Raw genomic sequence first — 22,971 nt, 5'->3', positions numbered from 1 at the left:
GGCAGCGCCGAGCCGTCCGTCACCACTCGATGCCTCGCTGACCCTTCTGGCCGGAGTCCATCGGATGCTTGACCTTCGTCATCTCGGTGACGAGGTCCGCGGCGGCGAGCAGACGCGGATCGGCACGGCGGCCGGTGACCACCACGTGCTGGCGGCCCGGGCGCGTGGTGAGCGTCTCGACGACGTCGTCGACGTCGACCCAGCCCCACGCCATCGGGTACGTGAACTCGTCCAGCACGTACAGGTCGTGCCGCTCGACGGCCAAGCGTCGCTTGATCTCCTGCCAGCCGTCGGCCGCGGCCTGGGCATGGTCGTCCTCGCTGCCCGCCTTGCGGGTCCAGGACCAGCCCGCGCCCATCTTGTGCCACTCGACGGGCCCGCCCTGGCCCGTCGTCGTGTGCAGCTCGCCGAGGGTCTCGAGGACGGTCTGCTCGCCGATGCGCCACTTCGCGGACTTCACGAACTGGAAGATGCCGATGTCGAAGCCCTGGTTCCAGCCACGCATGGCGAGCCCGAAGGCCGCGGTCGACTTGCCCTTCCCGTCGCCGGTGTGGACCGCGAGGACGGGACGGTTGCGCCGTTGGCGAGTGGTGAGGCCGTCGTCGGGGACGGCGCTCGGCTGACCCTGGGGCATCAGGCCACCTCCTCGCGTGGGCCGGTGCGTCGTGATCGCACCACGTCCGTCAGCCCGTCGGCGGTGACCTCGCCGAGCGGCACGTGCTCGGCGCCGAGGGTACGCGCCAGCTCACGCGCGAGGCCCATCGTGAAGCGGCCCGTCTCGCAGTCGACCACGACGCTGGCGACGCCGGTGCCGGCGAGGTACGCCGCAGCCTGGGCGGCGCGCTGCCGTGCACCCGCGCCGGCGGTGGCGCGCCCGTCGGTGACCACGACGAGCAGCGGGCGGCGGCGTGGGTCGCGCAGCCGCTCGACGCGCAGCACCTCGGCGGCCTGGAGCAGGCCTTCAGCGAGCGGCGTACGCCCTCCCGCCGGCAGCTCCTCGAGCCGGCGCGCCGCGACCTCGACCGACGAGGTGGGTGGCAGCGCGACGGTCGCCGCGTGGCCGCGGAACGTCACGAGCCCGACCTTGTCCCGGCGCTGGTACGCATCGAGAAGCAGGGACAGCACCGCCGTCTTCACCTGCTCCATGCGCCGCCGCGCGGACATCGACCCGGAGGCGTCCACGCACAGGAGCACGAGGTTGGACTCGCGGCCTTCCTTGACCGCGATACGGAGGTCGGCCGGCGCGAGCGTGAGCGCGGTGCCGCGGCGGGTGCGTGCGTGCTGGTGCGGCGCGGCAGCGCGGATCGTGTCCGGCAGGTGGAGACTGCCGGGCTCGCCGTCAGGGGTGCGGGAGCCGACCTGGCGGCCGGTCCGGGTGATCGCGCGGGAGCGGCGGCCTGCGTCCCCGGTACCCGTGCCGGCGACGGAGAAGAGGCGGGCCCGGTACGGGGTGCCCGCGCCGATCGTCGAGGTCACCGACCCGCCGGCGGTGGCGGGGGCCGGCTCCCCGCTGGTTGGGTCCGGCTCCCCGCTGGTCGAGTCTGGCTCCCCGGCGGTCGGGTCCGGCTCCCCGCTGGTCGGGTCCGGCTCCCCGCTGGTTGAGCGAGCTTGCGAGTCGAAACCACCCTCGGGATCGGCGCCACCACCCGGACCGTCGTCCTCCGGCCCCGGATCCTCCGGCGGCTCAGGCTGCCCCTCGCCCAGCACCTCATCCAGCAGGTCCTCGTCGAGCCCCGGTGCGTCGAACGGGTTGCGCCGCCGCCGGTGCGGCAGTGCGAGCCGGGCGGCGACGCGGATGTCGTCAGCCGTCACGCGGTCGCGGCCCTGCCACGCGGCGTGAGCCACCGCCGTCCGGGCTGTGACGATGTCGGCGCGCATCCCGTCGACGTCGAACGCGGCGCACACCTCGGCGATGGTGAGCAGCGCGGCGTCGTCGAGGACCACCTCCGCGACGCGTGCCTGCGCTGCGCGGATCCGGGCCGTCAGCGCGGCCTCCGCGTCGGCGTACCGTGCCGCGAACGCCGTCGGATCCGCGTCGAACGCCAGCCGACGCCGTACGACCTCGACCCGCACCGCGGGATCGCGTGGTGCGGCGACCTCGACCGTGAGCCCGAAGCGATCGAGGAGCTGCGGGCGGAGCTCGCCCTCCTCGGGGTTCATGGTGCCGACGAGGACGAACCGCGCAGCGTGCTCGACCGAGACGCCGTCGCGCTCGACGGTCACGCGTCCCATCGCGGCCGCGTCGAGCAGCACGTCGACCAGGTGGTCGTGGAGCAGGTTGACCTCGTCGACGTAGAGGATCCCGCGGTGTGCGCGGGCGAGCAGCCCGGGCCCGTACGCGGCGGTCCCCTCACCGAGCGCCTTCTGGAGGTCGATCGAGCCGAGCACGCGGTCCTCGGTCGCACCGACGGGAAGCTCGACGAGGCGCACAGGGCGGGTCTCGACGGCTGCGTCTGCGGCGAACGGCCCGTCCGGCGACAACGGTGCGGGTTCCGCGGGATCGGAGGAGAAGCGGTCACCCGCGACGACGTCGATCGGGGGCAGCACGGCGGCGAGGGCGCGTACGGCGGTCGACTTCGCCGTGCCCTTCTCGCCGCGGACGAGGACGCCGCCGACGCCGGGGGAGATCGTCGTGAGGACCAGCGCGAGCGCCATGCCGTCGAGATCGGACGCTGTGCCGGATCCGACGACAGCACTGAAGGGGTACTGCTGTGGCATGAGGGGCTCCCGCGCTCTGTGCCAACGGTCGATGCCCGCGGGATTGCGGGCACCGGCAGGCGCGAGGCCGGTCTTCGGACTTCCGTGGTCGCGATCGCTCGCGCCACGGTCACCGCAGCGGGCCTGTGCCGGATTCTCACCGGCTTCCCGATTCTCCCTCTGAGGGGCACCTCGAGCCTGGGCCGCCAGACTAACCGAGGGCGGCGGGCTCGCCGTCACGGGTGACTTAACCTGACGACCATGAGCACCCCCGCGCACCCGGACCTGCGCCCCGCCCGCACGGACGATTCCGCGGTGGTCGCGGCGATCTGGCACGAGGGCTGGGGAGACGGGCACCTCGGCCAGGTCCCGGAGGCGCTCGTGGCGGCGCGGTCTCGCGCGTCCTTCGAGGAGCGGGCGCTGGCGCGCGTCGCGGACACGACCGTCGCGGAGGTCGACGGCGTCGTGGCGGGCTTCGTCATCGTCGTCGGTGACGAGGTCGAGCAGGTGTACGTCGACCGGGCGTTCCGCGGGCGCGACGTCGCGCCGTCGCTGCTCGCGGAGGCCGAGCGGCGGGTCGCCGGGGCCGGTCACCCCACGGCGTGGCTGGCGGTGGCTCCCGGCAATGCGCGGGCGCGCCGCTTCTACGAGCGGTCGGGGTGGGCCGACGACGGTGGTTTCGTGTACGAGGCGGAGGTCGCCGGCGGACGGTTCGGTGTGCCGTGCCGCCGGTACGTGAAGGACGTCGGTCAGGCGTGACGTACCGTGACCAGCCATGACCAGGGTGTGCGTGGTCGGCATCGGCGCCGACGGGTGGGACGGGCTGTCCGAGCCCGCGCGTGATCGCGTGCGCGCCGCCGACGTCGTGCTCGGCGGATCGCGCCAGCTGGACCTCCTGCCGAACGTCGACGGGCAGGTACGCCGGGCGTGGCCGTCGCCGCTGCGTGACGGGCTCGTGCCGCTGCTGGACGACCTCGAAGGGACGACCGTCGTGGCGCTGGCGTCGGGCGACCCGATGGTCTCGGGCATCGGTACGACGCTGGTGGCGCTGCTCGGTGCCGAAGCCGTCGAGGTCGTGCCGGCCGTGTCGTCGATCGCGCTCGCGCGGGCCCGCATGCGCTGGTCGGCCGAGACCACCGACGTCGTCTCGCTCGTCGGGCGCGACCCGCACCTCGTGCTGCGCTGGCTCGGTCCGGGACGGCGCCTGCTCGTCCTCTCGTCGGACGAGCGCACGCCCGCCGTGGTCGCGTCGCTGCTCGTCGAGGCCGGTTACGGCACGTCGGCGATGACGGTCCTCGCCGATCTCGGAGGCCCGTCCGAGGCCCGGGTCGATGGTGCCGCCCAGACCTGGGGTGACCGGGAGTCACCGCGGCTCAACGTCATCGCGATCAGCTGCGCCGCGCCGTACGACGTCGCCCCGCTCGCCCTCGTCGGCGGTCTCCCCGACGACGCGTTCGAGCACGACGGCCAGCTCACCAAGCGCGACCTGCGGGCGTCGGCCCTGGCTCGGCTGGTGCCGCTGCCGGAGGCGCTGCTGTGGGACGTCGGCGCCGGAGCCGGGTCGGTCGGCATCGAGTGGTTGCGGGCGCATCCGTCCGCCCGAGCGATCGCCGTCGAACGCGATCCGGAGCGCGCAGCCCGGATCCGGCGCAATGCGGCTCGTCTCGGCGTCCCCGCGCTCGGCGTGGTGGAGGGCGCCGCACCGGGCGCGCTCGCCGATCTCGTCCGACCGGACGCGGTGTTCGTCGGCGGGGGCGCGACCCGTCCCGGTGTGCTCGAGGCGTGCTGGGACGCGCTCCGACCAGGGGGCCGGCTGGTCGCGCACGGAGTGACGCTGGAGACGGAGGCGTTGCTTGCGCGGTGGTTCGGCGAGCACGGCGGCGAGCTCACGCGGCTGCAGGTCGAGCACGCGGAGCCGATCGGCGGCTTCACCGGGTGGACGCCCGCGCGCGCCGTGGTGCAGTGGGCCGTGACGAAGGGCCATCACGACGCGGAGTCCTCATGACCGTCCACTTCGTCGGAGCCGGACCCGGTGCCGCCGACCTGCTCACCGTGCGCGCCGTGCGCCTTCTGGAGCGTGCCGACGTCGTCGTGTACGCCGGCACGTACCTCGACGCAGAGGTGCTCGCCTCGTGCCGCGACGGCGCCCGGCTCGTCGACACCCAGGACCTCGACCTCGACCGGATCACCGCTGAGCTCGTCGACGCGCACGCCGCCGGGCTGGAGGTCGTACGGCTCTGCTCCGGTGACCCGTCGCTGTACTCCGCGGTCCACGAGCAGGCGCGACGCCTCGACGCGCACGGGGTGCCGTGGGACGTGACGCCCGGCGTGCCCGCGTACGCCGCCGCGGCCGCGCGGCTCGGTGCCGAGCTGACGGTGCCCGAGGTGGTGCAGTCGGTCGTGCTCACCCGGACGCAGGCGCGGTCGACGGCGATGCCCGCGGGGGAGTCGCTCGCCGCGTTCGCCGCGACCGGCGCGACGCTCGCGCTGCACCTCGCGATCACCCGTACGCGAGAGCTGGCCGCCGAGCTCGCGGCGTCGTACGGGGCGGACTGCCCGGTCGCCGTCGTCGCGAACGCGTCACAGCCGCGGGAGGTCGTGCTGCGCGGCACGCTCGGCGACATCGCGGACCAGGTCGAGTCAGCCGGCTTGCGTCAGGCCGCTGTCATCCTCGTCGGGCGGGCGCTCGCGGAGGACGTACGGGGTGCGGAGTCGTACCTGTACGACGCCGAGCGAGACCGCAGCGCGAAGCGACGCTAGTCGCCTGCGCGCGATCAGCGCACCGGCGTGTCGGAGGGAGGGGCCTTCTGGCGTCGCCGCGGGCGGACGATCGCGTACCCCGCGAGATAGACGAGCCCGATCCAGAACCCGCCGAGAACCACGACGACCATCAGGACGACCCGCACCGCGGTGACGCGGTCGACCAGCAGGCGCGCGGCGAGCACGATCGCGAGGAACCACGGGGCGAGGACGCCTAGGATCATCGAGGCCTCGGTGTACCCCACCTGTTCGAACACGGAGACCTCGTCGTCCGGCGTCGCCCCGGTGGCGGCGTGTGCCGGCAGCGTACCGGTGCCGTGACCGAGCGAGGCAGGATGGAGGCATGACCTCGACCCCGCGCTGGTTCACCGACACGAAGGACGGGCACTCGCAGTGGTACATCGAGCGCTTCCGCACGATGGAGCGCGAGGGCGCAGATCTCGGCGGTGAGGCGCGGCTCGTGGACGCCCTCGTGCCGCCGGGCTCGCGGATCCTCGACGCCGGGTGCGGTCCCGGCCGCGTCGGCGCGCGCCTGCACGCCGCGGGGCACGACGTCGTCGGCGTCGACGTCGACCCGGCGCTGATCGCGGCGGCCGAGGAGGACCACCCCGGCCCCGCGTGGACGGTCGGCGACCTCGCGACGCTCGACCTGGGCGGTGAGCCGTTCGACCTCGCGGTGTGCGCGGGCAACGTGATGGTGTTCGTCGCGCCGGGGTCGGAGCGGGCGGTGCTCGAACGCCTGCGAGCGCACGTACGCCCCGGAGGGCGCATCGTGCTCGGCTTCCGCACCGACAACCCGTACGGCGTGGCTGCCCTCGACGCGGACCTCGCGGCTGTGGGACTGCTCGTCGAGCAGCGGTTCGCGACCTGGGACCTCGTGCCGTACGAGCCGTCCTCCGACTTCGCCGTCACGCTGCTGCGCGTGCCGGAGTGATCGTCAGCCCTCGACGTACCGCGGGGTCCACGCGCGCCCTCGGGTGACGCGGGTCGACGACGCCCCGACGATCACCAGGCACAACATGTCGATCGTGTCCGGGTCGAGCGCGCCGAGCGTGGTGACGGTCAACGACTCCTGTGCGCGCCCCACGTCGCGTCCGACAACCACGGCGGTCCCGGCGTCGCGGTGCTCGAGCAGCACCTCGCGCATCCGGGCGACCTGCTCGCGGCGCGACCGCGACGCTGGGTTGTAGACCGCGAGCACGAGGTCCGCGTCGGCGACCGCACGCAGCCGCCGCTCGACCACCGCCCAGGGCTTGAGCCGGTCCGACAGGCTCATCACGGCGAAGTCCGCACCGATCGGCGCACCGGCCCGCGCCGCGACAGCCTGCACCGCAGACACCCCCGGCAGGACGCGGACCTCCACCTCGTCGTACACGGGATCCTCCGCCGCCTCGAAGACCGCCGACGCCATCCCGAACACCCCCGCGTCGCCCCCGGAGACGACCGCCACGCGCTCGCCCTTGACCGCGAGATCGAGCGCGAGCCGGGCCCGGTCCACCTCGACGGTGTTGCCGGACGCGTGCCGCCGCAGGCCCTCGCGCTGCGGGACGCGGTTGACGTACGGCGCGTACCCGACGACGTGGTCCACCTCCGCCAGCGCCGCCGACGCCTCGGGGGTCAGCCACGCGTCGGGGCCGGGGCCGAGCCCGACGACGAGCAGCTCGGCCGGCGAGGTCGTACGGCCGCCCCCCGTCGGTGCCTCAGCGTCCACCGGCGCGCTTGCGGTGGACGCTGACGCACCGACGGCGGGCTTCGCGTCGTACCGGCGCACGCCCTCGCGCGTGTCGCCCGGCACGACGATCAGCGAGAAGTACGGGACCGTGGCCGCATCGACCTCGGCGACGGGGAGCCAGCGCTGCTCGGTCATCGACGCCCGCTCGACGTACACCGCGCCGTCGAGCCGTCCCGCCTGCGCGAGCGCCGAGCGGACGGCAGGGAAGCGGCGCCCGAGCTTCATGATGATCGCGCCGTCGGTGTCGGCGAGGCGGCGTGCGAGCTCGGCCTCGGGCAGCGTCCCCGGGAGCACGGTGAGCACGTCCGTCTGACGGACGAGCGGGGTCGCGGCGGCCGCGCTGGCCGCGGCGAACGCCGGCACGCCGGGCACGATCTCGGTCTCGTACGCCCCGGAGAGCCGGTCGTGCAGATACATGAACGACCCGTAGAACAGCGGATCGCCCTCGGCGAGCACGACCACGTCGCGACCCGCGTCGAGGTGTGCCCCGACCCGCTCGGCGCACGTGGCGTAGAAGTCCGCCATCGCGCCCGCGTAGCCGCCCGGGTGGTCGGTCGTGCCCGTCGTGACCGGATACTCGAGGACCTCCTCGACCGTGCCGGGGGTAATCAGGCCGTCCGCGATGCGTCGCGCGTTCGAACGCTTGCCGACCCCTTGGTGGTAGGCGATCACGTCCGCGGCGCCGACCAGCCGTGCCGCCTTCAGCGTCACCAGCTCGGGATCGCCCGGGCCGAGCCCGACGCCGTACAGCCGCCCGGTGCTCACTCGCGCTCCTGGGCGAGGGCGTTCAGCGCGGACGCGGCCATGGCCGAGCCGCCGCGGCGGCCGCGTACGACGAGGTACGGCACGTCGATCCCGTGCTCGGCTGCGAGCGAGACCAGCGCCTCCTTCGACTCCGCTGCACCGACGAACCCGACCGGGACGCCGATGATCGCGGCGGGCCGCGGTGCGCCGTCGACGAGCATCTCGAGCAGGTGGAACAGCGCGGTCGGGGCGTTGCCGATCGCGACGACGGCGCCGTCGAGCCGCTCGCCCCACAGCGAGACGGCGGCGGCCGACCGCGTCGTACCCCACTCCGCAGCCAGGTCCGGCACCGTGGCGTCACGCAGCGTGCACACCACGTCGTTGTCCTGCGGCAGCCGTGCGCGAGTCACCCCGGAGGCGACCATGTGCGCGTCGGTGAGGATCGGCGCCCCGGACTGCAACGCCGTACGCGCTGCCGCGACGAGGCCTGGATGGATCACGAGGTCGCGCGCGAGGTCGGTCTGTCCGCAGGCGTGGATCATCCGCACGGCGACCTTCTCCGCGTCCGCCGGCACGTGCGCGAGGTCGCTCTCGCGCCGGATCGTCGCGAACGAGTCGACGTAGATCGACGCGCCGTCGCCCTCGTAGGTGTAGCGGCGGGTCGGTGGGGCGAAGGTCATGACGAGGTCTCCAGGTCGACGGCGACGATGCTTCGCCACGGCGTGACGACGAGCGTGCCCGCGCCGGACGCCTCGAGCGTGCCGAAGAGGTCGCGGGTCAGCAGGCCTTCGGGGACGGCGACGTGCACCGCGGTGCGCCCGTCGTCCTGGCCGAGCAACCCGTACGGCGGTGGCGGGGTCGTCCGGTGCGACGCCTCGCGAGGCCACGGGTCGAGGAGCCGTCCCCCGGCGTGGTGCAGCTCGTCGACGTGCCACCACGCGTCCTCGCCGTCGCCACGGTGGTCGAGGAACGCGCGGGCGAGGTCGGCCACGGCGTCGGCGGACTCGTCGAGCGGGACGACAGGTCCCCAGACGTCGGACCCTGTACGGAGCTGGGCCCGCTCGGCGTCGATGGCCATCAGGCCGAGGTCGAGCGGGCGGTCGACGACGTCACCGCCCCCGTCGTCGAGCACGAAGAGGAACCGTCCGGGAAGTGCGGCGAGCGCGGGGTCGGCGGTGAGCACCGCGTCGAGCGCGCGTACGGCCGGGCGGAGGTCGGCCAGCCCGCCGAGCCGTCCCGTCAGGGGAGAGACCACCACGTTGCGGATCCGCTCGTGGGACCGGCTGGGCAGCAGGCCCGCGGCCTCGATCGCCGCGACCACGTCGCCCGGCACCTGGTCGCCGACGGTCGGGAGCGCGCGCAGCTGCAGGTTCGCGCGGGACGTCAGGAGGACCTTGCCGTCGCCCCAGCGCTCGGCCACGTCGAGCAGCGCGCCCAGCGCCGTCGTACCGACCTTGCCGCCCGGCACCCTCACGCGCACGATCGCGCCGTCCTCGGCCAGCCACGGGCGCAGCACGCCGGGGCATCGATCAGGGTAGGAGCGGGACGTCGTCACGGGTGTCTCTCGAGGTCAGGGACCCGTAGCGCGGGATCCGGCGGCGACCTCCGGGCGGTCGCCGGGAGGGCCAGCAGGTCTTCGGACTCGGGATCACCCGGACGTGGCGCCTTCCCAGGCGCCATCGCGAGAGGAAACGCCCAGTGGCAACGTGCCACGCCCGTCACCCTCACCGCTGCGCGTCAGCTCCGGAGTCTCACCGGATTCCCTGACCCAAGGTGGGTACGACTGGCACTGAGAACCTAACATCTCGACCCGATGAGCTCTCGCCGCGTGACGTCCTTCGCCCTCGTCGGCGTGGTTGTCGGCGGCCTCCTCGCGAGAGCCGCCCTGCCCGCTCCGGTCGGCGGCCCGGTCGGGGACGCGCTCTACGCGACGCTGGTCGTCCTGCTCGTCGTGGTGCTGCGGCCGCGCACCTCGCCGCCGGTCGCCGTGGCCGTCGGCTTCGCGGTGTGCGTGGCCGTCGAGCTCTTCCAGCTCACCGGCGTCCCGGCTGCGCTCGCCGACCGCTGGCCACCAGTCCGGCTCGTGCTCGGGACGACGTTCTGGGCACAGGACCTGCTGCGGTACGCCGTGGGTGCGGCGCTCGGCGGCGTGCTGTGCGCGGTCGTCGCTCGGGCAGGGAGCCGGGGGACCGACCCGAGCGCCTGACCCGCGCGACGGCCGGACCCCCGAGGTCTCCGCGGGCAGTCCGGCCGTCGTACGGGTGGTGCGGATCAGTGCGCGTGCACCGTGCCGCTCAGCTCGTTCGGCGTGACGTCGAGCTCGCCCGTCGCCGTGACCTCCCACGACGTGAGGTCGACGGCGTGGATCTCCTTCGCCGCCGGATCGCTCACGTACGCCGTGTGATCGCGGACGAAGAGGGTCGGGCGCGGCTGCTGCCAGTCCAACGGCTCCGTCCACGGCTCGGCGATGACGTCGACCGACAGCTCGATGCGGGCCGACTCCGGGTCGATGACGTGGAGCTTGCCGTCGGTGCCGAGCACGAGCGCCTCGCCGTCCGGTCCACGGCCGAGAGACCGGAACGTGTAGCTCGCGGGCAGGTCGACCAGCTGGAGCGCGTCGGTGCGGGTGTCGATCAGCGACACGCGCGTGGGCTGCTCGCGCTCGGCGTCGGGGTCCGACTTGTAGTCGCCGAGCACGATCGGCGAGTGGTCCGAGCCTGCCTGGTTGCCGATCCGCCCGTACGGCGTGGGGCTGGCGATCTTGGTGAACTCGCCGTCGGCGTACTTCAGGATTCCGTCCTCACACCCCAGCACGACGACCTCACCCTCGGCGGTGGCCTCGCCGTGGACCCCGGGGCAGCTCTCCGCCCGGGCGACCTCCGTGCCGTCGGCGTCGACGACGCGGGCACCGACCCGGGTGTCGGGGTTGCCGAGCGTCGTCAGCAGGTGCCCGTCCTCGAGCTGGACGGCGACGCCGTGGTGTGCCTCGGGGGTCTGGTGGGTCTCCGTCTCGGGGAGCTCGCCGCCCTCGAGGTCGTGCGGGTCGAAGACGGTGATCTCGCCCGTCCCGTCGGCGAACAGCACCGCGCGGTCGGCGTGACGGACGACGTGGCCTGGCGTGTCGGCGGCGAACGTGACATCGGTCAGCTCGCCTGCGGCTGCGTCGAGCACACGGAATCCGTCTGCTGTGGACACGAGCACGTGCTCGTCGGTGCCGGCGGGGTTGACCCGGTTGAAGCCGTCGAGCGGGATGTCCTCGACGACGTCCAGCGTCGAGCCGTCGAGCACGAGCAGCCCGCCGTCGTACGTCGTGACGAGTGGCGCGGAGACGTGCTTCTCGGAGCCTGAGTCCGCTGCTGCGCCGTCGTCGGTCTCGCTGCCGCAGGCGGCGAGGATCAGTGCCCCAGTCAGGGCGAGCGGGACGAGAGCCATGCGTGGTGTGCGCACGAGTGTTCCTTCCGTGGTGGTGTCGGCCGGGTTCGGCCGCGATCAGGGGGTGAGTCCACGGGCGATGGCGGCGGCGTTGGCGCGCATCATCCCGAGATAGGTGGAGGCCTCGCCGTCGGCGGTGAGGGACTCGGAGTAGAGCGGCACCACCTCGACGTCGATGCGCGCCGTCTCGGCGAGCACCTGGGCGAGGCGGTCCGGCTGTGACGAGTCGGCGAACACCGCGGGTACGCCGGTGCGCCGGACCGTGGTCGCGAGGTCGTCGAGATCGGCCGCGCTCGGGGAGGCGAGAGTCGTGCCGCTCGGGATCACCGCGCCGACGACCTCGAAGCCGTACCGGTCCGCGAGGTAGCCGAGCACGTGGTGGTTCGTCACGAGGTTGCGGCGGTCGGCCGGGATCGCGCCGAACGCGGTCCGCATCTCGGCGTCGAGCGCGTCCAGCTCCCGCTCGTACGAGGCCGCCTGTCGCGCGATCACGGTCGCGTCCACGCCGGGCACGTGCGCGGTGACCTGGTCGGCGACGAGGCGTACGGCCGTGCGGACCCGGACCGGGTCCGTCCAGAAGTGTGGATCATGTTGACCGGCGGAGTCGCCGGCGGCGTAGGGCAGCGGGTCGGTCCGCTCGGCCACCGGGAGCACCGCGACGCCGGCATCCGCCGCGGCGTCGACGGTGTTCTGGATGCCCTCCTCGAGCCCGAGCCCGTTCGACACGACGAGGTCCGCACCTTCGACCGTCGCCGCCGTGCGAGCGGAGATCTCGAACGAGTGCGGGTCCGCCGCCGGTGGCATGAGGACCACCACCTCCGCCTCGTCACCGACGACCTCGGAGACGACGTCGCCGAGGATGTTGGTCGTCACGACGACGGTCGGGCCTGCGTCGCGGGTCACCGCGCCGCACGCGGTCAGTGAGGCGACGGCGCTGATGATTGCGGCCACGAGGACCGCGAGACGCCTCACCATCCCGTCTCCACGAGGTACGTCGGGGACACGTCGCCGGTCCCGAGCGCGCGCGCCACACGCAGGCCGTCGGCCCAGTCGATCTCGTGGACGACGCCGCGGGCGGCGTCGTTGACGTAGGCCCGCGCGGCGTCGACCGCGATCGTCGGAGCATGCAACGGATCGACGCGATCGAGCAGCGGATTCGCGGCGACCTCGACGCCGTCGTTGTCGAAGTGCCGCACGGTGCCTCCGGCGTCGAGCGTCAGCGTGCCGGCGCCGGCGCCGAGGGCGGTGGCGGCGACAGCTCCTGGGGAGTCGACCCTGGTCCACCGGCGGTCGGCGACGTCGAGCGACCAGGCACCCGCCGAGCCTCGTACGGCCGCGAGCTCGGTGCTGCGCGGACGGTGCGCGAAGGACCAGGCGCGTTCCTCGGCCGGGGTCCCCTGGGGGTACGGAACGAGGTCCGCGCGCACCCCGTCGACGACCAGGGCGCCGGAGTCGCACCCGACGACGATCTGCTCACCCACGCGGGCAGCGCCGTGGAGGTCGGTGCACGGGAGGTCGAGCGCGGTGCCGCTACGGCCGGCGAGGTCGTACGACGTGATGCCGTCGGGCAGCTCGTCCCCGCTGGTCGTCGACACGAGCACCCGGTCACCGAGAGCGAGCGCGAAGCCGTGGTGGGTGGGCCCCCGGCCGATCGGCTCGGACACGGAGACCTCGCCTTCCTCGAGCGGCGCCCGGTCGACGACGACCGCGGTTCCGGTGTCGTCGTCGAACGCGACCGTCGGCAGCCCGAAGGCGCCGTCGACGTGCCCGTCGCCCAGGTCGTGCCGTCCGAGGTCCTGGACCGCTCCGCGGTAGTAGTGGTTGTGGTCGCCGTGCGGCCACGTCCAGGTCCCGGCGTCGACGACCGACAGGCCGTCGTCGGTCCGTGCGTAGGCGAACCTGCCGTCGGTCGTCAGGCCTCGCACGGCGGCCCCTGCGGTGACGATCTCGACCGACTCGTCCAGCAGGTCGATCACGGCGAGGTCGCCGCCCGGCTCCGCGACGACGACCCGGTGCTGGGCCTCCGCCTCCTCGGTTGCGCCCTCGGCCTCGCCATGACCGGACTCCGGCGGGGTTACGGCGCCCGGCGGGTCGGTGGCGCAGGAGGTGAGCGCGAGTGCGAGGGCGAGCGCGGCTGCTGCCGTACGGGTTCTCATGCGGGAACGGTCCCTTCGATCGATGACGGGGCTGCGGTCGTCGCGGCGCGTCGGTCACGGACGAGCGAGGCGAGGAGCGAGACGGCGAAGAGGGCGACGGCGGTGGCGGCGACCGTCGCGCCGGCGGCTGTCGAGGCGTGCCAGGAGACGAGCAGCCCGATGACCACGGCGGCACACCCGAGCGCGGCCGCGAGCGTCATGGCAGTGACGACACGTGAGGTCCACAGGACCGCCGCGGCCGGGGGAGCGACGAGCATCCCGAGCACGAGAAGCGTGCCCACGACGCTGAACGACGCGACGATGGCCGCGGTCAGGAGGCCGAGCAGTGCTGCTTGTGCGGCACGGGGGTGCAGACCGGTCGTCCGGGCGATGCGCTCGTCGACGGCTGCGAGAAGGAACGCGCGGTGCCCGACGGCGGTCACCGCGATGGTGACCGCGGCGACCACGGCGAGCAGCACGAGCTCGCCGGGTCGGACGCCGAGGACGTCGCCGAACAGGTACGCCGTCAGGTCGACCGCGAACGACGGCGACGCGGACACGACGATCACGCCCAGCGCGAGCATGCCGACGAGGAGCAGGCCGACCGCGGTGTCTCCGCCGAGCCTCGGGTGGCGCCGGAGCCCGGTGACCCCCAGCGCCATCGTGGCCGCCGCCGCCGCCGCTCCGAGATGGAGCGGCGCGCCGACGAGCGCGGCGACCGCGACGCCGGGCAGCATCCCGTGCGCCATCGCGTCGCCGAGGAAGGCCGTGCCTCGGAGCACCACCCACGTGCCGGCGCAGGCGCAGGTGACCGCGACGAGCATGCCGGCGACGGCGGCCCGCCCGACGAAGGTGACGGTGAAGGGCTCAAGGAGGAGGTCCACATCGAGAACCCTATAATGAGAATGAGAATCATTTCCATTAGGGGGTCGACATCGACACGCTCACTCGTACGAACCCGTCCTCGCACCTGCACGCCTGCGACGTCTGGTTCGGCTATCCGGGCAGGCCCGTGCTCCGTGGCGCCCACCTCGAAGCCCGTGCCGGGGAGGTGACAGCGCTCGCCGGCGGCAACGGCGCGGGAAAGACCACGCTGCTCGACGTCGTCTGCGGCGTGCGCGAACCGGAGCGGGGTGAGGTGTGGCGACCGGGGCGCCTGGCGTATGTCCCGCAGCGCACCGCCGTCGACGCCCGGCTCCCGCTCACCGTCGGCGGGCTGGTCGCGACGGGAACGTGGGCGCACCGCGGGCTGCTCCGGCCCCTCCGCCGGCGCGATCGCGCGACGGTCGGCCGCGCCATGGAACGGCTGGGGATCGTCGACCTTGCACGCCGGCGCGTCGACGAGCTGTCCGGCGGCCAGGTCCAACGGGCGCTCGTCGCCCGCGCCCTCGCGACCGAGGCCCCGGTGCTCGTGCTCGACGAACCGACGACAGGGCTCGACTGCGGCACCCGCCGGGACCTGCTCGCGATCCTGGCCGAGATCGCCGCCGAGGGGCGCGTGGTTCTCCAGGCCACCCACGACGACTCCGCGCTCGACGCCAGCGACGTCGTGGTCGAGCTCCTGCACGGACGGTCTCGGGTCCGGCACACCGTCGTGAGGTAGCGTGCCCGCCTGTCGACGTACGGAGGGAGAGCGATGCCCGACGGCCACGCCCCGCTTGCCGAGCTCGGGCCGTACTTCGCGCTCGACAGCCTGCCCGACGACCCCGGTACGGCCGGGTGGCGACCGCTCGCCGACCTGCTCGAACCGGGGCCGCTCGAGGAGCGGACTGCCTACACGCGGGCCTTCCTCGCGCGGCTCGCCGGCGCCGACGTGGACGAACGCGTGGCGGCCTCGACGGTGTCTCTCGGGCTCTTTGCGCGCCTGCTCTCACCGGGGGTCGGGGCGGCAGCGCTCGGCGTACGGCCACCGCAGCTGACCCTCGACTCCACGTGGTGGCGCCCGTTCGAGTCCGGCCCGTGGCCCCTCGCGATCGAGCGAGCGGAGTCCCAGGTGGTTGAGCGAGCGCCTTCCCCGCTGATCGAGCGAGCGCCTTCCCCGCTGGTTGAGCGAGCGGCGTCCCCGCTGGTTGAGCGAGCGCCTTCCCCGCTGGTTGAGCGAGCGCCTTCCCCGCTGGTTGAGCGAGCGCAGCGAGTCGAAACCCCCGACCCCCTCCGCGCGGTCGTCGAGACCTTCGTCGAGCGCTTCGCCACCGGCTTCGCCCTGTCGCGCACCGTCCTGCGGGGCAACGCCACGTCGGCGCTGTTCGGCGCGGTCGCGGCGCTGCGCACGACGCGTCCCGGCCTCGTACCGGCCGGTGCCTCGTACGCCGTGGCCGCGCTGGCCCGCGAGCCGTTCGCGGGCAGCGGTGACGTCGTACGGGGGAGATTCGTACGGCGGTCGTGCTGCCTCTACTACCGCGTGCCGGGCGGCGGGTACTGCGGCGACTGCGTCCTTGACCCGGCGAACCGCCCCTCCTCATCTTGACGAAGCCACCTCCGCTCGTACGAAGCGCGCCTTCTCCACGTGGCTTCGTACTAGCGGAGGTGGCTTCGTCGGATGCGCGCTCGGCCTCAGCGGCTATCTCGCCCGCTCAGCCAGCCGTGCGGCGCGGGCGAGCTCCCGCCTCACGTAGAGGGCGGTCCGCTCGCGGTTGGCGGGCAAGAGGTCGTCCCAGGTGACGCGACCGACGTGCCAGCCGCGATCGCGCACCGCCCGCTCGCGGCGCTTCTCCGCACCGACCGTGACCCTGGCAGGGCGTCCGCCGGCGCGCGCCTCGTCGTACTTCAGCATCCCGTCGAACTCGATGATGAGCCGCACGTCTGGCCAAGCGAAGTCCACCTCGGCGTAGCGATCCCCGTCGAGCGGAACCTCGAGCTGCGTCCGTGGTCGAGGCAAGCCGTACTCCCAGCACAGCACCAGGAACCGCACCTCGCCGACGCTCTCGCACCGCGCATCGGCGATGTCGATGGCCGCTCGCGCCGTCCTCACGCCGCGGCGTAGCCCGAGTGCTGCGACCTCCTGATGGAGGTGGCGCTTGGCCTCGGCCTCGTCGAACAGCTCGACCATGCCCGAGCGGCGTACCTCTGAGCGCCGCGATGCGAGCCATGACGAGGCCAGGACAGTGGCGGCATCCAACGATGTCGTGGGCATCGTCTCGACGATCGCCCGGGCTGCCCCGATGCATCGGAGCCCAGCGATGACGGTGGCCGCGTCCGGGTGGACCGCGGCGCGGTGGTACTGGATCGAGCTCGTCCGTCGACTCGTCGTCCCCCCGACACGCGCAATGTGCGCAACCTCGAGGTCGAGCTCGTACGTCCCGTGGCCGTAGTCGCCAAGTCCGCCGGCGACGACTGCGGAGTCATGCGTGGCGACGTAGTCGGGACCGGACTCGGCCAGCACGCTCCGGAGCAGCAGCAGGTGCCGGTCTCGTGAGTCGAGAGGCGCGTACGACGCCGTCGGCGCGTAGACACCGCGTCGTACGGTGGTCCACTCTCCGGCACTGATCGCCCGCGTCAGATCGCTGTCCCACAGGCCGCTGTCCAGCACCTCGCGGCGGGTGACGAAGCCGCCGTTGATGCGAGCGAGCCGCTCCAGTCCTTTCATGGCCGTCACTCTGCCGGGATCTCTCGGTGTCGCGTCGGCATCGGCAGGAAGCCTGTGGACAACCTCCGCTGGACCACACGAAGCCACGGGCGCTAGGACGAAGCGCAGGTTGTAGCCGTGGCTTCGTACAGGTGGAGGTGGCTTCGTCAGAGGTGGCGGTACGCTCGTGCCCACATCCTGCCGCGGAGCCAGGAACCCGGTGCGACTCCGGGGCGGTTCCGCCACTGTGACGCCGGCGCGCGAGCGATCGGCACAGCCAGACACTGACCGCGGCAGGTCCGACCCGACGGGGCGAGAACCCCGAGGAGGAGCCTCCTGTGCCGCGCATCGTGCTGCTGTCCACGTCCGACACCGACCTGCTGTCCGCACGCGCCTCCGGCGCCGACTACGCGTATGCCAACCCGGCTCGGCTCAGCTATCCCGTGCCGCTCGAGTCCGCAGACCTCGTCGTCGTCCGCTTTCTCGGGTCGCCGCAGGAGCTCGACGAGTGGTTCGCCCCGTACCGCGAGAGCGACCTCCCGCTCGTGGTGCTCGGCGGCGAGCAGGAGCCGAGTGCTGTGCTGATGGAGCTGTCGACCGTGCCGATCGGCATCGCCGCGGAGGCACATCGCTACCTGGCCGAAGGTGGGCCGGCGAACCTCGCGCAGCTGCACGCGTTCCTGTCGGACACCGTCCTGCTGACAGGCGAGGGGTTCGATGCGCCGGCCGAGGTCCCCGTGTGGGGGTTGGCGGCTAGGGGTCTCGACCCTTCGACTCGCTTCGCTCGCACAGGACGGCGCTCGCAGGCTCGCTCAACCAGCGGGTCGCCGATGGTTGAGCAAGCGGAACGAGTCGAAACCCGCGCGCGCATCGGTGTGCTGTTCTACCGGGCTCACGAGGCCAGCGGCAACAGCGGCTTCGCGCACGCCCTCGCCGACGCGATCGACGCGACGGGTGAGGCGGTCGGCGTCCCGATCTTCAGCAGCTCGCTCCGCTCGGCGCCCGACAGCCTGTACGACGCGCTCGGCACCCTCGATGCGGTGATCGTCACCGTGCTCGCGGCGGGGGGTACGAAGCCCGGTACGGCGAGCGCGGGCGGCGACGACGAGGCGTGGGACGTCGCGCGCATGGCCGCCCTCGACATCCCCGTCCTGCAAGGACTCTGCCTGACCTCGAGCCGCGCGGAGTGGGCGGCGAGCGACGACGGGGTGACGCCCCTCGACTCCGCGAACCAGATCGCGATCCCGGAGTTCGACGGCCGCATCATCACGGTGCCGTTCTCGTTCAAGGAGATCGATCCCGACGGCCTCCCGCGGTACGTCGCGGACCCGGAGCGCGCGGCACGGGTCGCCGGCATCGCGGTCGCTCACGCGCGCCTGCGCCGTACGCCCAACGCCGAGAAGCGCATCGCGCTGATGCTGTCGGCGTACCCGACCAAGCACAGCCGCGTCGGCAACGCCGTCGGACTCGACACCCCGGTCTCGACGATCCGGCTGCTCCGGCAGCTGCGCGAGGCGGGGTACGACCTGGGCGCGCCCGACGCGATCCCCGGGCTTGGTCTCAGCGACGACACCGAGGCCGGCAACGCCCTCATCCACGCGCTCATCGCCGCCGGCGGTCAGGACGAGGAGTGGCTCACCGCGGCGCAGCTGACCGAGAGCCACGTCCGGATCCCGGCAGCGCAGTACGCGGAGTGGTTCGGCGCGCTCGACCCCGCACTGCGCGGTGCGGTCGAGGAGGCGTGGGGACCCGCGCCGGGCTCGCTGTTCGTGAACGCCGACGACGAGATCGTCCTCGCCACCCTCCAGGCGGGCAACGTCGTCCTGCTCATCCAGCCGCCGCGCGGGTTCGGCGAGAACCCGGTCGCGATCTATCACGACCCCGACCTCGCGCCGTCGCACCACTACCTCGCGGCGTACCGGTGGCTCGAGCAGGGCTTCGGCGCCCACGCTGTCGTCCACCTCGGCAAGCACGGGTCGATGGAGTGGCTCCCGGGCAAGAACGCCGCACTTTCCGCAGCCTGTGGCAGTGACGCCGCGATCGGCAGCATGCCGCTGATCTACCCGTTCCTCGTCAACGATCCCGGCGAGGGCGCGCAGGCGAAGCGGCGCGCGCACGCGACGATCGTCGACCACCTGATCCCGCCGATGGCGCGGGCGGAGTCGTACGGCGACATCGCGCGGCTCGAACAGCTCCTCGACGAGCACGCGAATATCGCGGCGATGGACCCGGCGAAGCTCCCTGCGGTCCGCGCGGAGATCTGGACGCTCATGCACGCGGCGGAGATGCACCGCGACCTCGGACTCGCCGAACGGCCCGACGACGAGGAGTTCGACGACTTCCTGCTGCACGTCGACGGGTGGCTGTGCGAGATCAAGGACGTGCAGATCCGCGACGGCCTGCACGTGCTCGGGCAGGCGCCGGAGGGGCAGGTCCGGGTCGACCTCGTGCTCGCGATCCTTCGCGCGAGTCAGATCTGGGGTGGCGAGGCGGCGTCGGTGCCCGGGCTGAGGGCTGCCCTGGGCCTCAAGGAGGACGCCGACACGACGACCACCGACGAGATCGAGCAGCAGGCGCGCGCGCTGGTCGAGGCGATGGAGGCGGCAGGCTGGGACCCGGGCGCGGCTCGAGCGGCGGTGAGTGGTTTCGACTCGCAAGCTCGCTCAACCAGCGGAGAGGAGGTTTCGGCCAGCGGAGAGGTGGGTTCGGCCAGCGGAGAGGTGGTCTCAACCAGCGGAGAGGTGGTTTCGGCCAGCGGAGAGGTGGTCTCAACCAGCGGAGAGGAGCGCGGAGCCCCGCTGGTTGAGCGGGCGCGGCGAGTCGAAACCGACGACGTCGTCCGCGTCCTCGAGTTCGCGGCCAGCGAGGTCGTTCCCCGCCTGGCCCGCACCACCGACGAGCTCGACGCGATCCTGCACGCCCTCGACGGCGGTTACGTCCCCGCCGGCCCCTCCGGCTCGCCGCTGCGCGGACTCGTCAACGTCCTGCCGACCGGCCGCAACTTCTACACCGTGGACCCGAAGGCCGTGCCGAGCCGGCTCGCGTACGACACGGGGCTGGCGATGGCGGAATCGCTGCTGCAGCGCTACCTCGACGAGACCGGCGCGTACCCCGAGTCCGTCGGGCTGTCCGTCTGGGGCACGTCCGCGATGCGCACCAGCGGTGACGACGTCGCGGAGGTCCTCGCGTTGCTCGGCGTCCGCCCCGAGTGGGACGAGGCGTCGCGGCGCGTCCGTGAGCTGGCCGTCGTCCCGCTCGACGAGCTCGGCCGGCCGCGGATCGACGTGACGGTGCGTATCTCGGGCTTCTTCCGCGACGCCTTCCCGCACGTGGTCGCGATGCTCGACGACGCCGTACGGATGGTGGCTGCCCTCGACGAGCCTGCCGATCGCAACTTCGTCCGGGCGCACGCGCAGGCCGACCTCGCCGAGCACGGCGACGAGCGGCGTGCGACCACCCGGATCTTCGGCAGCAAGCCCGGGTCGTACGGCGCCGGGATCCTGCAGGTCGTCGAGTCGGGCACGTGGCGCGACGACAAGGACCTGGCCGAGGTCTACACGGCGTGGGGCGGGTTCGCGTACGGTCGCTGGCTCGACGGTGTCGCGGCCTCGGACGACATGCGCACCAACTACCGGCGCATCAAGGTGGCCGCGAAGAACGTCGACACCCGCGAGCACGACATCGCCGACTCCGACGACTACTTCCAGTACCACGGGGGCATGGTCGCCACCGTCCGTGCGCTGACCGGCTCCGACCCCAAGGCGTACGTCGGCGACTCCACCAGCCCCGACGCCGTCCGCACCCGCACGCTGCAGGAGGAGACCAACCGCGTCTTCCGCTCGCGTGTGGTCAACCCGCGCTGGATCGGGGCCATGCAGCGACACGGCTACAAGGGTGCGTTCGAGCTCGCGGCGACTGTCGACTACCTCTTCGGCTTCGACGCGACGACCGGTGTGGTGCACGACTGGATGTACGACCGGCTGGCCAAGGAGTACGTGCTCGACGAGCAGAACCAGGCGTTCATGCGCGAGGCGAACCCGTGGGCGCTGCGCGGCATCGTCGAGCGGCTGCACGAAGCCGTCGACCGCGGGTTGTGGGCCGAGCCGGACGCGGAGGTGCTCGACGCGATGCGCGAGGTCTACCTCGAGATCGAGGGCGATCTCGAGGACGACGGCTCGTGACCCGCCGCGTCGTCCTCATCGGGATCGGCCCCGGTGACCCCGACCAGGTGACGGTCGAGGCGGTGCGGGCGATGAACGAGGTCGCGTACGTCGTGGTGTCCGACAAGCGGCGGCGCGACGGCGACGAGGACCCGCTCCTCGCCGCCCGCGAGGCGATCCTGGCCCGTCACGTCGCCGGAGAGGTGCGGCTGGTCGTCGTCGAGGATCCCGAGCGCGATCGTTCCCCAGCGGGCACGGCGACGGCGGCAGCGTACGAGCAGGTCGTCGCGGACTGGCACGAGGCCCGCGCGCAGGCGTACGCCGAGGTGTTGCGCGCCCACGACGGGGACGCCGGCTTCCTCGTCTGGGGCGATCCCGCGTTCTACGACTCGCTCGTACGGATCCTGCGGCGCGTCGCCGAGATCGAGTCGCTGAGGCTCGAGGTGGTCCCGGGGATCTCGAGCCTCCAGCTGCTCGCCGCGCGGCACGCGATCGTGCTCCACGAGGTCGGGCAGCCGATCCACGTGACGACGGGGCGCCGGCTCCAGGAGGCGATCGCGCAGGGTCAGGACAACGTCGTGGTCATGCTCAACCGCTCCCTCGACGACCTGCGCACGCTCGACGGTCAGGCGTGGCGGATCTGGTGGGGCGCCAACCTCGGCACGGCGCACGAGGCCCTGGTCGCGGGTCGGCTCGACGACGTCCTGCCGGACGTCGAACGCGCCCGTGCCGCGGCCAAGGCGGCCGCAGGCTGGGTGATGGACGTGTACCTGCTGCGCCGCGACCGATGAGTTCGCGGCGGCGGCGAGGTCGTTCCCCAGAACGGGTCACCGCACGCGAGCGAGGAGCACCATGTCACTGACACGGGTCCACAACCTGTCCATCTCCCTCGACGGGTTCGCCACCGGCGAGCCGCAGTCGGCCGAAGCGCCGTTCGGCCATGCGGGGGAGCGTCTGCACGAGTGGATGTTCGCCACCCGGTTCTGGGACGCAGACGGCGGGACCGCCGGCATCGACGACGCGTTCGCGGAGCGCCACAGCATCGGCATCGGCGCCGAGATCATGGGCGCCAACAAGTTCGGTCCGCCCGGCTGGCACGACGATCCCGACTGGAAGGGCTGGTGGGGACCCAACCCGCCGTTCCACACCCCGACCTTCGTGCTCACGCACCACACGCGGCCCCCGATGGAGATGGAGGGCGGCACGACCTTCTCCTTCCTCGACGCCACGCCGGCCGAAGCGCTCGAGACCGCCAAGGAGGCGGCGTCCGGCCAGGACGTCCGGCTCGGCGGCGGCGCGACCGTCGTCCGCGACTTCGTCGCAGCCGGGCTCGTCGACCACATGCACCTCGTCCAGGTGCCCGTCCTGCTCGGCCGCGGGGTCCGTGTGTGGGACGGCCTGGAGGCACTCGAGGACACGTACGCGATCGAGGCCGTCTCCTCGCCCAGCGGCGTCACGCACCTGACGTTCACGCGGAAGCCGTAGCCGGACCCGGCGCCGCAGCGGACCGTCTGCTCGGCGGACGGACGGTCCTGTTACGGTCGACCTGCCAGTCGTACCCAGCGATGGGTCAGGGAACCCGGTGAGACTCCGGGACTGACGCGCAGCGGTGAGGGTGACGGGCGGAGCACGATGCCACTGGACGCGAGTCCGGGAAGGCGCTCCGACCCGGGTGATCCCGAGTCCGAAGACCTGCTGGCCCTCCCGGCGACCGCCGTGAGGTCACCCGCAGGGCTTCGCGAACGA

The 22,971-nt window shown here is 73.0% G+C and carries 21 protein-coding genes and 4 riboswitches; of the genes, 10 read left to right on the top strand and 11 right to left on the bottom strand.

The features are described from left to right. Positions 1-19 precede the first annotated feature (19 nt). Together cobO and GH747_RS00480 are read right to left on the bottom strand one after the other, a co-directional pair. Positions 20-634, bottom strand: a complete 615-nt coding sequence (cobO, locus tag GH747_RS00485; RefSeq protein WP_149767270.1) for a cob(I)yrinic acid a,c-diamide adenosyltransferase — start codon at positions 632-634, stop codon at positions 20-22. Then, a complete protein-coding gene (locus GH747_RS00480) occupies positions 634-2,718 on the bottom strand; it encodes a magnesium chelatase subunit D family protein (RefSeq protein WP_149767268.1) in 2,085 nt (694 codons plus the stop codon). Before GH747_RS00480 ends, cobO begins: the two co-directional genes overlap by 1 nt. A 48-nt stretch (positions 2,719-2,766) precedes the next feature. After that, positions 2,767-2,907: riboswitch (cobalamin riboswitch) on the bottom strand. 51 nt (positions 2,908-2,958) lie between these two features. Here GH747_RS00480 and GH747_RS00475 point away from each other — a divergent pair. From GH747_RS00475 to cobM, 3 genes are read left to right on the top strand one after another with little or no spacing between them, the layout of a single operon-like run. After that, on the top strand, positions 2,959-3,456 hold the full coding sequence (locus GH747_RS00475; protein WP_149767266.1) for a GNAT family N-acetyltransferase: 498 nt from the start codon (positions 2,959-2,961) through the stop codon (positions 3,454-3,456). A gap of 16 nt (positions 3,457-3,472) precedes the next feature. Beyond that, a complete protein-coding gene (cbiE, locus tag GH747_RS00470; RefSeq protein ID WP_149767264.1) occupies positions 3,473-4,702 on the top strand; it encodes a precorrin-6y C5,15-methyltransferase (decarboxylating) subunit CbiE in 1,230 nt (409 codons plus the stop codon). Next, on the top strand, positions 4,699-5,457 hold the full coding sequence (cobM, locus tag GH747_RS00465; protein WP_149767262.1) for a precorrin-4 C(11)-methyltransferase: 759 nt from the start codon (positions 4,699-4,701) through the stop codon (positions 5,455-5,457). The genes cbiE and cobM overlap by 4 nt, the downstream gene beginning before the upstream one ends. Positions 5,458-5,471: 14 nt before the next feature. Here cobM and GH747_RS00460 read toward each other — a convergent pair whose 3' ends face one another. Continuing rightward, positions 5,472-5,714, bottom strand: coding sequence for a hypothetical protein (locus GH747_RS00460; RefSeq protein WP_149767260.1), 243 nt, complete (start codon positions 5,712-5,714; stop codon positions 5,472-5,474). Between the two features lie 86 nt (positions 5,715-5,800). Here GH747_RS00460 and GH747_RS00455 point away from each other — a divergent pair, with 86 nt between their 5' ends. After that, the gene (locus GH747_RS00455) at positions 5,801-6,391 is read left to right on the top strand and encodes a class I SAM-dependent methyltransferase (RefSeq protein ID WP_149767258.1); all 591 of its coding nucleotides are present in this window, start codon (positions 5,801-5,803) and stop codon (positions 6,389-6,391) included. 3 nt (positions 6,392-6,394) lie between these two features. Here GH747_RS00455 and GH747_RS00450 read toward each other — a convergent pair whose 3' ends face one another. The 3 genes from GH747_RS00450 to GH747_RS00440 are packed head-to-tail and all read right to left on the bottom strand — an operon-like array spanning position 6,395 to position 9,449. Then, positions 6,395-7,954, bottom strand: a complete 1,560-nt coding sequence (locus GH747_RS00450; protein ID WP_149767256.1) for a precorrin-2 C(20)-methyltransferase — start codon at positions 7,952-7,954, stop codon at positions 6,395-6,397. Beyond that, positions 7,951-8,613 (bottom strand): precorrin-8X methylmutase, encoded by a 663-nt coding sequence (locus tag GH747_RS00445; RefSeq protein ID WP_149767255.1) that lies wholly within the window; start codon positions 8,611-8,613, stop codon positions 7,951-7,953. The genes GH747_RS00450 and GH747_RS00445 overlap by 4 nt, the downstream gene beginning before the upstream one ends. After that, positions 8,610-9,449: a nitrite reductase gene (locus GH747_RS00440; RefSeq protein ID WP_205602708.1), complete on the bottom strand. Its 840-nt coding sequence runs from the start codon at positions 9,447-9,449 to the stop codon at positions 8,610-8,612. Before GH747_RS00440 ends, GH747_RS00445 begins: the two co-directional genes overlap by 4 nt. Positions 9,450-9,543: 94 nt before the next feature. After that, a riboswitch (cobalamin riboswitch) is annotated at positions 9,544-9,736 on the bottom strand. Positions 9,737-9,746: 10 nt separating this feature from the next. Here GH747_RS00440 and GH747_RS00435 point away from each other — a divergent pair. After that, positions 9,747-10,139 (top strand): ribosomal maturation YjgA family protein, encoded by a 393-nt coding sequence (locus GH747_RS00435; RefSeq protein WP_149767251.1) that lies wholly within the window; start codon positions 9,747-9,749, stop codon positions 10,137-10,139. Positions 10,140-10,204: 65 nt separating this feature from the next. Here the strand turns inward: GH747_RS00435 and aztD are convergent, their stop codons facing one another. The 4 genes from aztD to aztB are packed head-to-tail and all read right to left on the bottom strand — an operon-like array spanning position 10,205 to position 14,384. Further along, positions 10,205-11,380, bottom strand: a complete 1,176-nt coding sequence (gene aztD, locus GH747_RS00430; RefSeq protein ID WP_228552715.1) for a zinc metallochaperone AztD — start codon at positions 11,378-11,380, stop codon at positions 10,205-10,207. A 42-nt stretch (positions 11,381-11,422) separates the two neighbouring features. Beyond that, complete coding sequence (aztC, locus tag GH747_RS00425) at positions 11,423-12,340, bottom strand: zinc ABC transporter substrate-binding protein AztC (protein ID WP_149767249.1); 918 nt, start codon at positions 12,338-12,340, stop codon at positions 11,423-11,425. Beyond that, the gene (locus GH747_RS00420; RefSeq protein ID WP_149767247.1) at positions 12,334-13,521 is read right to left on the bottom strand and encodes a hypothetical protein; all 1,188 of its coding nucleotides are present in this window, start codon (positions 13,519-13,521) and stop codon (positions 12,334-12,336) included. The genes aztC and GH747_RS00420 overlap by 7 nt, the downstream gene beginning before the upstream one ends. Next, on the bottom strand, positions 13,518-14,384 hold the full coding sequence (aztB, locus tag GH747_RS00415; protein ID WP_149767245.1) for a zinc ABC transporter permease AztB: 867 nt from the start codon (positions 14,382-14,384) through the stop codon (positions 13,518-13,520). Before aztB ends, GH747_RS00420 begins: the two co-directional genes overlap by 4 nt. A 128-nt stretch (positions 14,385-14,512) precedes the next feature. On the opposite strand from aztB, the gene GH747_RS00410 reads away from it, so the two are divergent. Both GH747_RS00410 and GH747_RS21925 read left to right on the top strand, forming a co-directional pair. After that, the gene (locus GH747_RS00410) at positions 14,513-15,103 is read left to right on the top strand and encodes a metal ABC transporter ATP-binding protein (protein WP_163695223.1); all 591 of its coding nucleotides are present in this window, start codon (positions 14,513-14,515) and stop codon (positions 15,101-15,103) included. A gap of 33 nt (positions 15,104-15,136) precedes the next feature. Further along, a complete protein-coding gene (locus GH747_RS21925; RefSeq protein WP_205602707.1) occupies positions 15,137-15,967 on the top strand; it encodes a (2Fe-2S)-binding protein in 831 nt (276 codons plus the stop codon). Positions 15,968-16,060: 93 nt separating this feature from the next. On the opposite strand, the gene GH747_RS00400 is transcribed toward GH747_RS21925, so the two are convergent. Further along, complete coding sequence (locus tag GH747_RS00400; protein WP_149767241.1) at positions 16,061-17,086, bottom strand: type IV toxin-antitoxin system AbiEi family antitoxin domain-containing protein; 1,026 nt, start codon at positions 17,084-17,086, stop codon at positions 16,061-16,063. A gap of 132 nt (positions 17,087-17,218) precedes the next feature. After that, positions 17,219-17,372, top strand: a riboswitch (cobalamin riboswitch). Positions 17,373-17,403: 31 nt separating this feature from the next. Between GH747_RS00400 and cobN the strand changes: the two genes are divergently transcribed. The 3 genes from cobN to GH747_RS00385 all read left to right on the top strand — a co-directional run bounded on the left by cobN (position 17,404) and on the right by GH747_RS00385 (position 22,710). Beyond that, complete coding sequence (cobN, locus tag GH747_RS00395) at positions 17,404-21,246, top strand: cobaltochelatase subunit CobN (RefSeq protein ID WP_149767239.1); 3,843 nt, start codon at positions 17,404-17,406, stop codon at positions 21,244-21,246. Continuing rightward, entirely contained in the window at positions 21,243-22,016 is a 774-nt protein-coding gene (gene cobF / locus GH747_RS00390; protein ID WP_149767237.1) for a precorrin-6A synthase (deacetylating), read from the top strand. Before cobN ends, cobF begins: the two co-directional genes overlap by 4 nt. Positions 22,017-22,077: 61 nt before the next feature. Beyond that, positions 22,078-22,710 carry a dihydrofolate reductase family protein gene (locus tag GH747_RS00385; protein ID WP_149767235.1) on the top strand — a complete coding sequence of 211 codons (633 nt, stop codon included), beginning with the start codon at positions 22,078-22,080 and terminating at the stop codon, positions 22,708-22,710. 48 nt (positions 22,711-22,758) lie between these two features. Then, a riboswitch (cobalamin riboswitch) is annotated at positions 22,759-22,939 on the top strand. Positions 22,940-22,971: the final 32 nt, after the last annotated feature.

It is taken from the genome of Mumia xiangluensis, from assembly GCF_010994095.1.
Taxonomy (GTDB): Bacteria; Actinomycetota; Actinomycetes; order Propionibacteriales; family Nocardioidaceae; genus Mumia; species Mumia xiangluensis.
This window is presented reverse-complemented; position numbering and strand designations above follow the sequence as displayed.

What these genes read in the sequence shown, in the direction of transcription:
- cobO (WP_149767270.1), bottom strand. Translation starts at nt 634, where the DNA reads ATGCCCCAGGGTCAGCCGAGCGCCGTCCCCGACGACGGCCTCACCACT.
- GH747_RS00480 (WP_149767268.1), bottom strand. Translation starts at nt 2,718, where the DNA reads ATGCCACAGCAGTACCCCTTCAGTGCTGTCGTCGGATCCGGCACAGCG.
- GH747_RS00475 (WP_149767266.1), top strand. Translation starts at nt 2,959, where the DNA reads ATGAGCACCCCCGCGCACCCGGACCTGCGCCCCGCCCGCACGGACGAT.
- cbiE (WP_149767264.1), top strand. Translation starts at nt 3,473, where the DNA reads ATGACCAGGGTGTGCGTGGTCGGCATCGGCGCCGACGGGTGGGACGGG.
- cobM (WP_149767262.1), top strand. Translation starts at nt 4,699, where the DNA reads ATGACCGTCCACTTCGTCGGAGCCGGACCCGGTGCCGCCGACCTGCTC.
- GH747_RS00455 (WP_149767258.1), top strand. Translation starts at nt 5,801, where the DNA reads ATGACCTCGACCCCGCGCTGGTTCACCGACACGAAGGACGGGCACTCG.
- GH747_RS00445 (WP_149767255.1), bottom strand. Translation starts at nt 8,613, where the DNA reads ATGACCTTCGCCCCACCGACCCGCCGCTACACCTACGAGGGCGACGGC.
- GH747_RS00435 (WP_149767251.1), top strand. Translation starts at nt 9,747, where the DNA reads ATGAGCTCTCGCCGCGTGACGTCCTTCGCCCTCGTCGGCGTGGTTGTC.
- aztC (WP_149767249.1), bottom strand. Translation starts at nt 12,340, where the DNA reads ATGGTGAGGCGTCTCGCGGTCCTCGTGGCCGCAATCATCAGCGCCGTC.
- GH747_RS00420 (WP_149767247.1), bottom strand. Translation starts at nt 13,521, where the DNA reads ATGAGAACCCGTACGGCAGCAGCCGCGCTCGCCCTCGCACTCGCGCTC.
- GH747_RS21925 (WP_205602707.1), top strand. Translation starts at nt 15,137, where the DNA reads ATGCCCGACGGCCACGCCCCGCTTGCCGAGCTCGGGCCGTACTTCGCG.
- GH747_RS00400 (WP_149767241.1), bottom strand. Translation starts at nt 17,086, where the DNA reads ATGAAAGGACTGGAGCGGCTCGCTCGCATCAACGGCGGCTTCGTCACC.
- GH747_RS00385 (WP_149767235.1), top strand. Translation starts at nt 22,078, where the DNA reads ATGTCACTGACACGGGTCCACAACCTGTCCATCTCCCTCGACGGGTTC.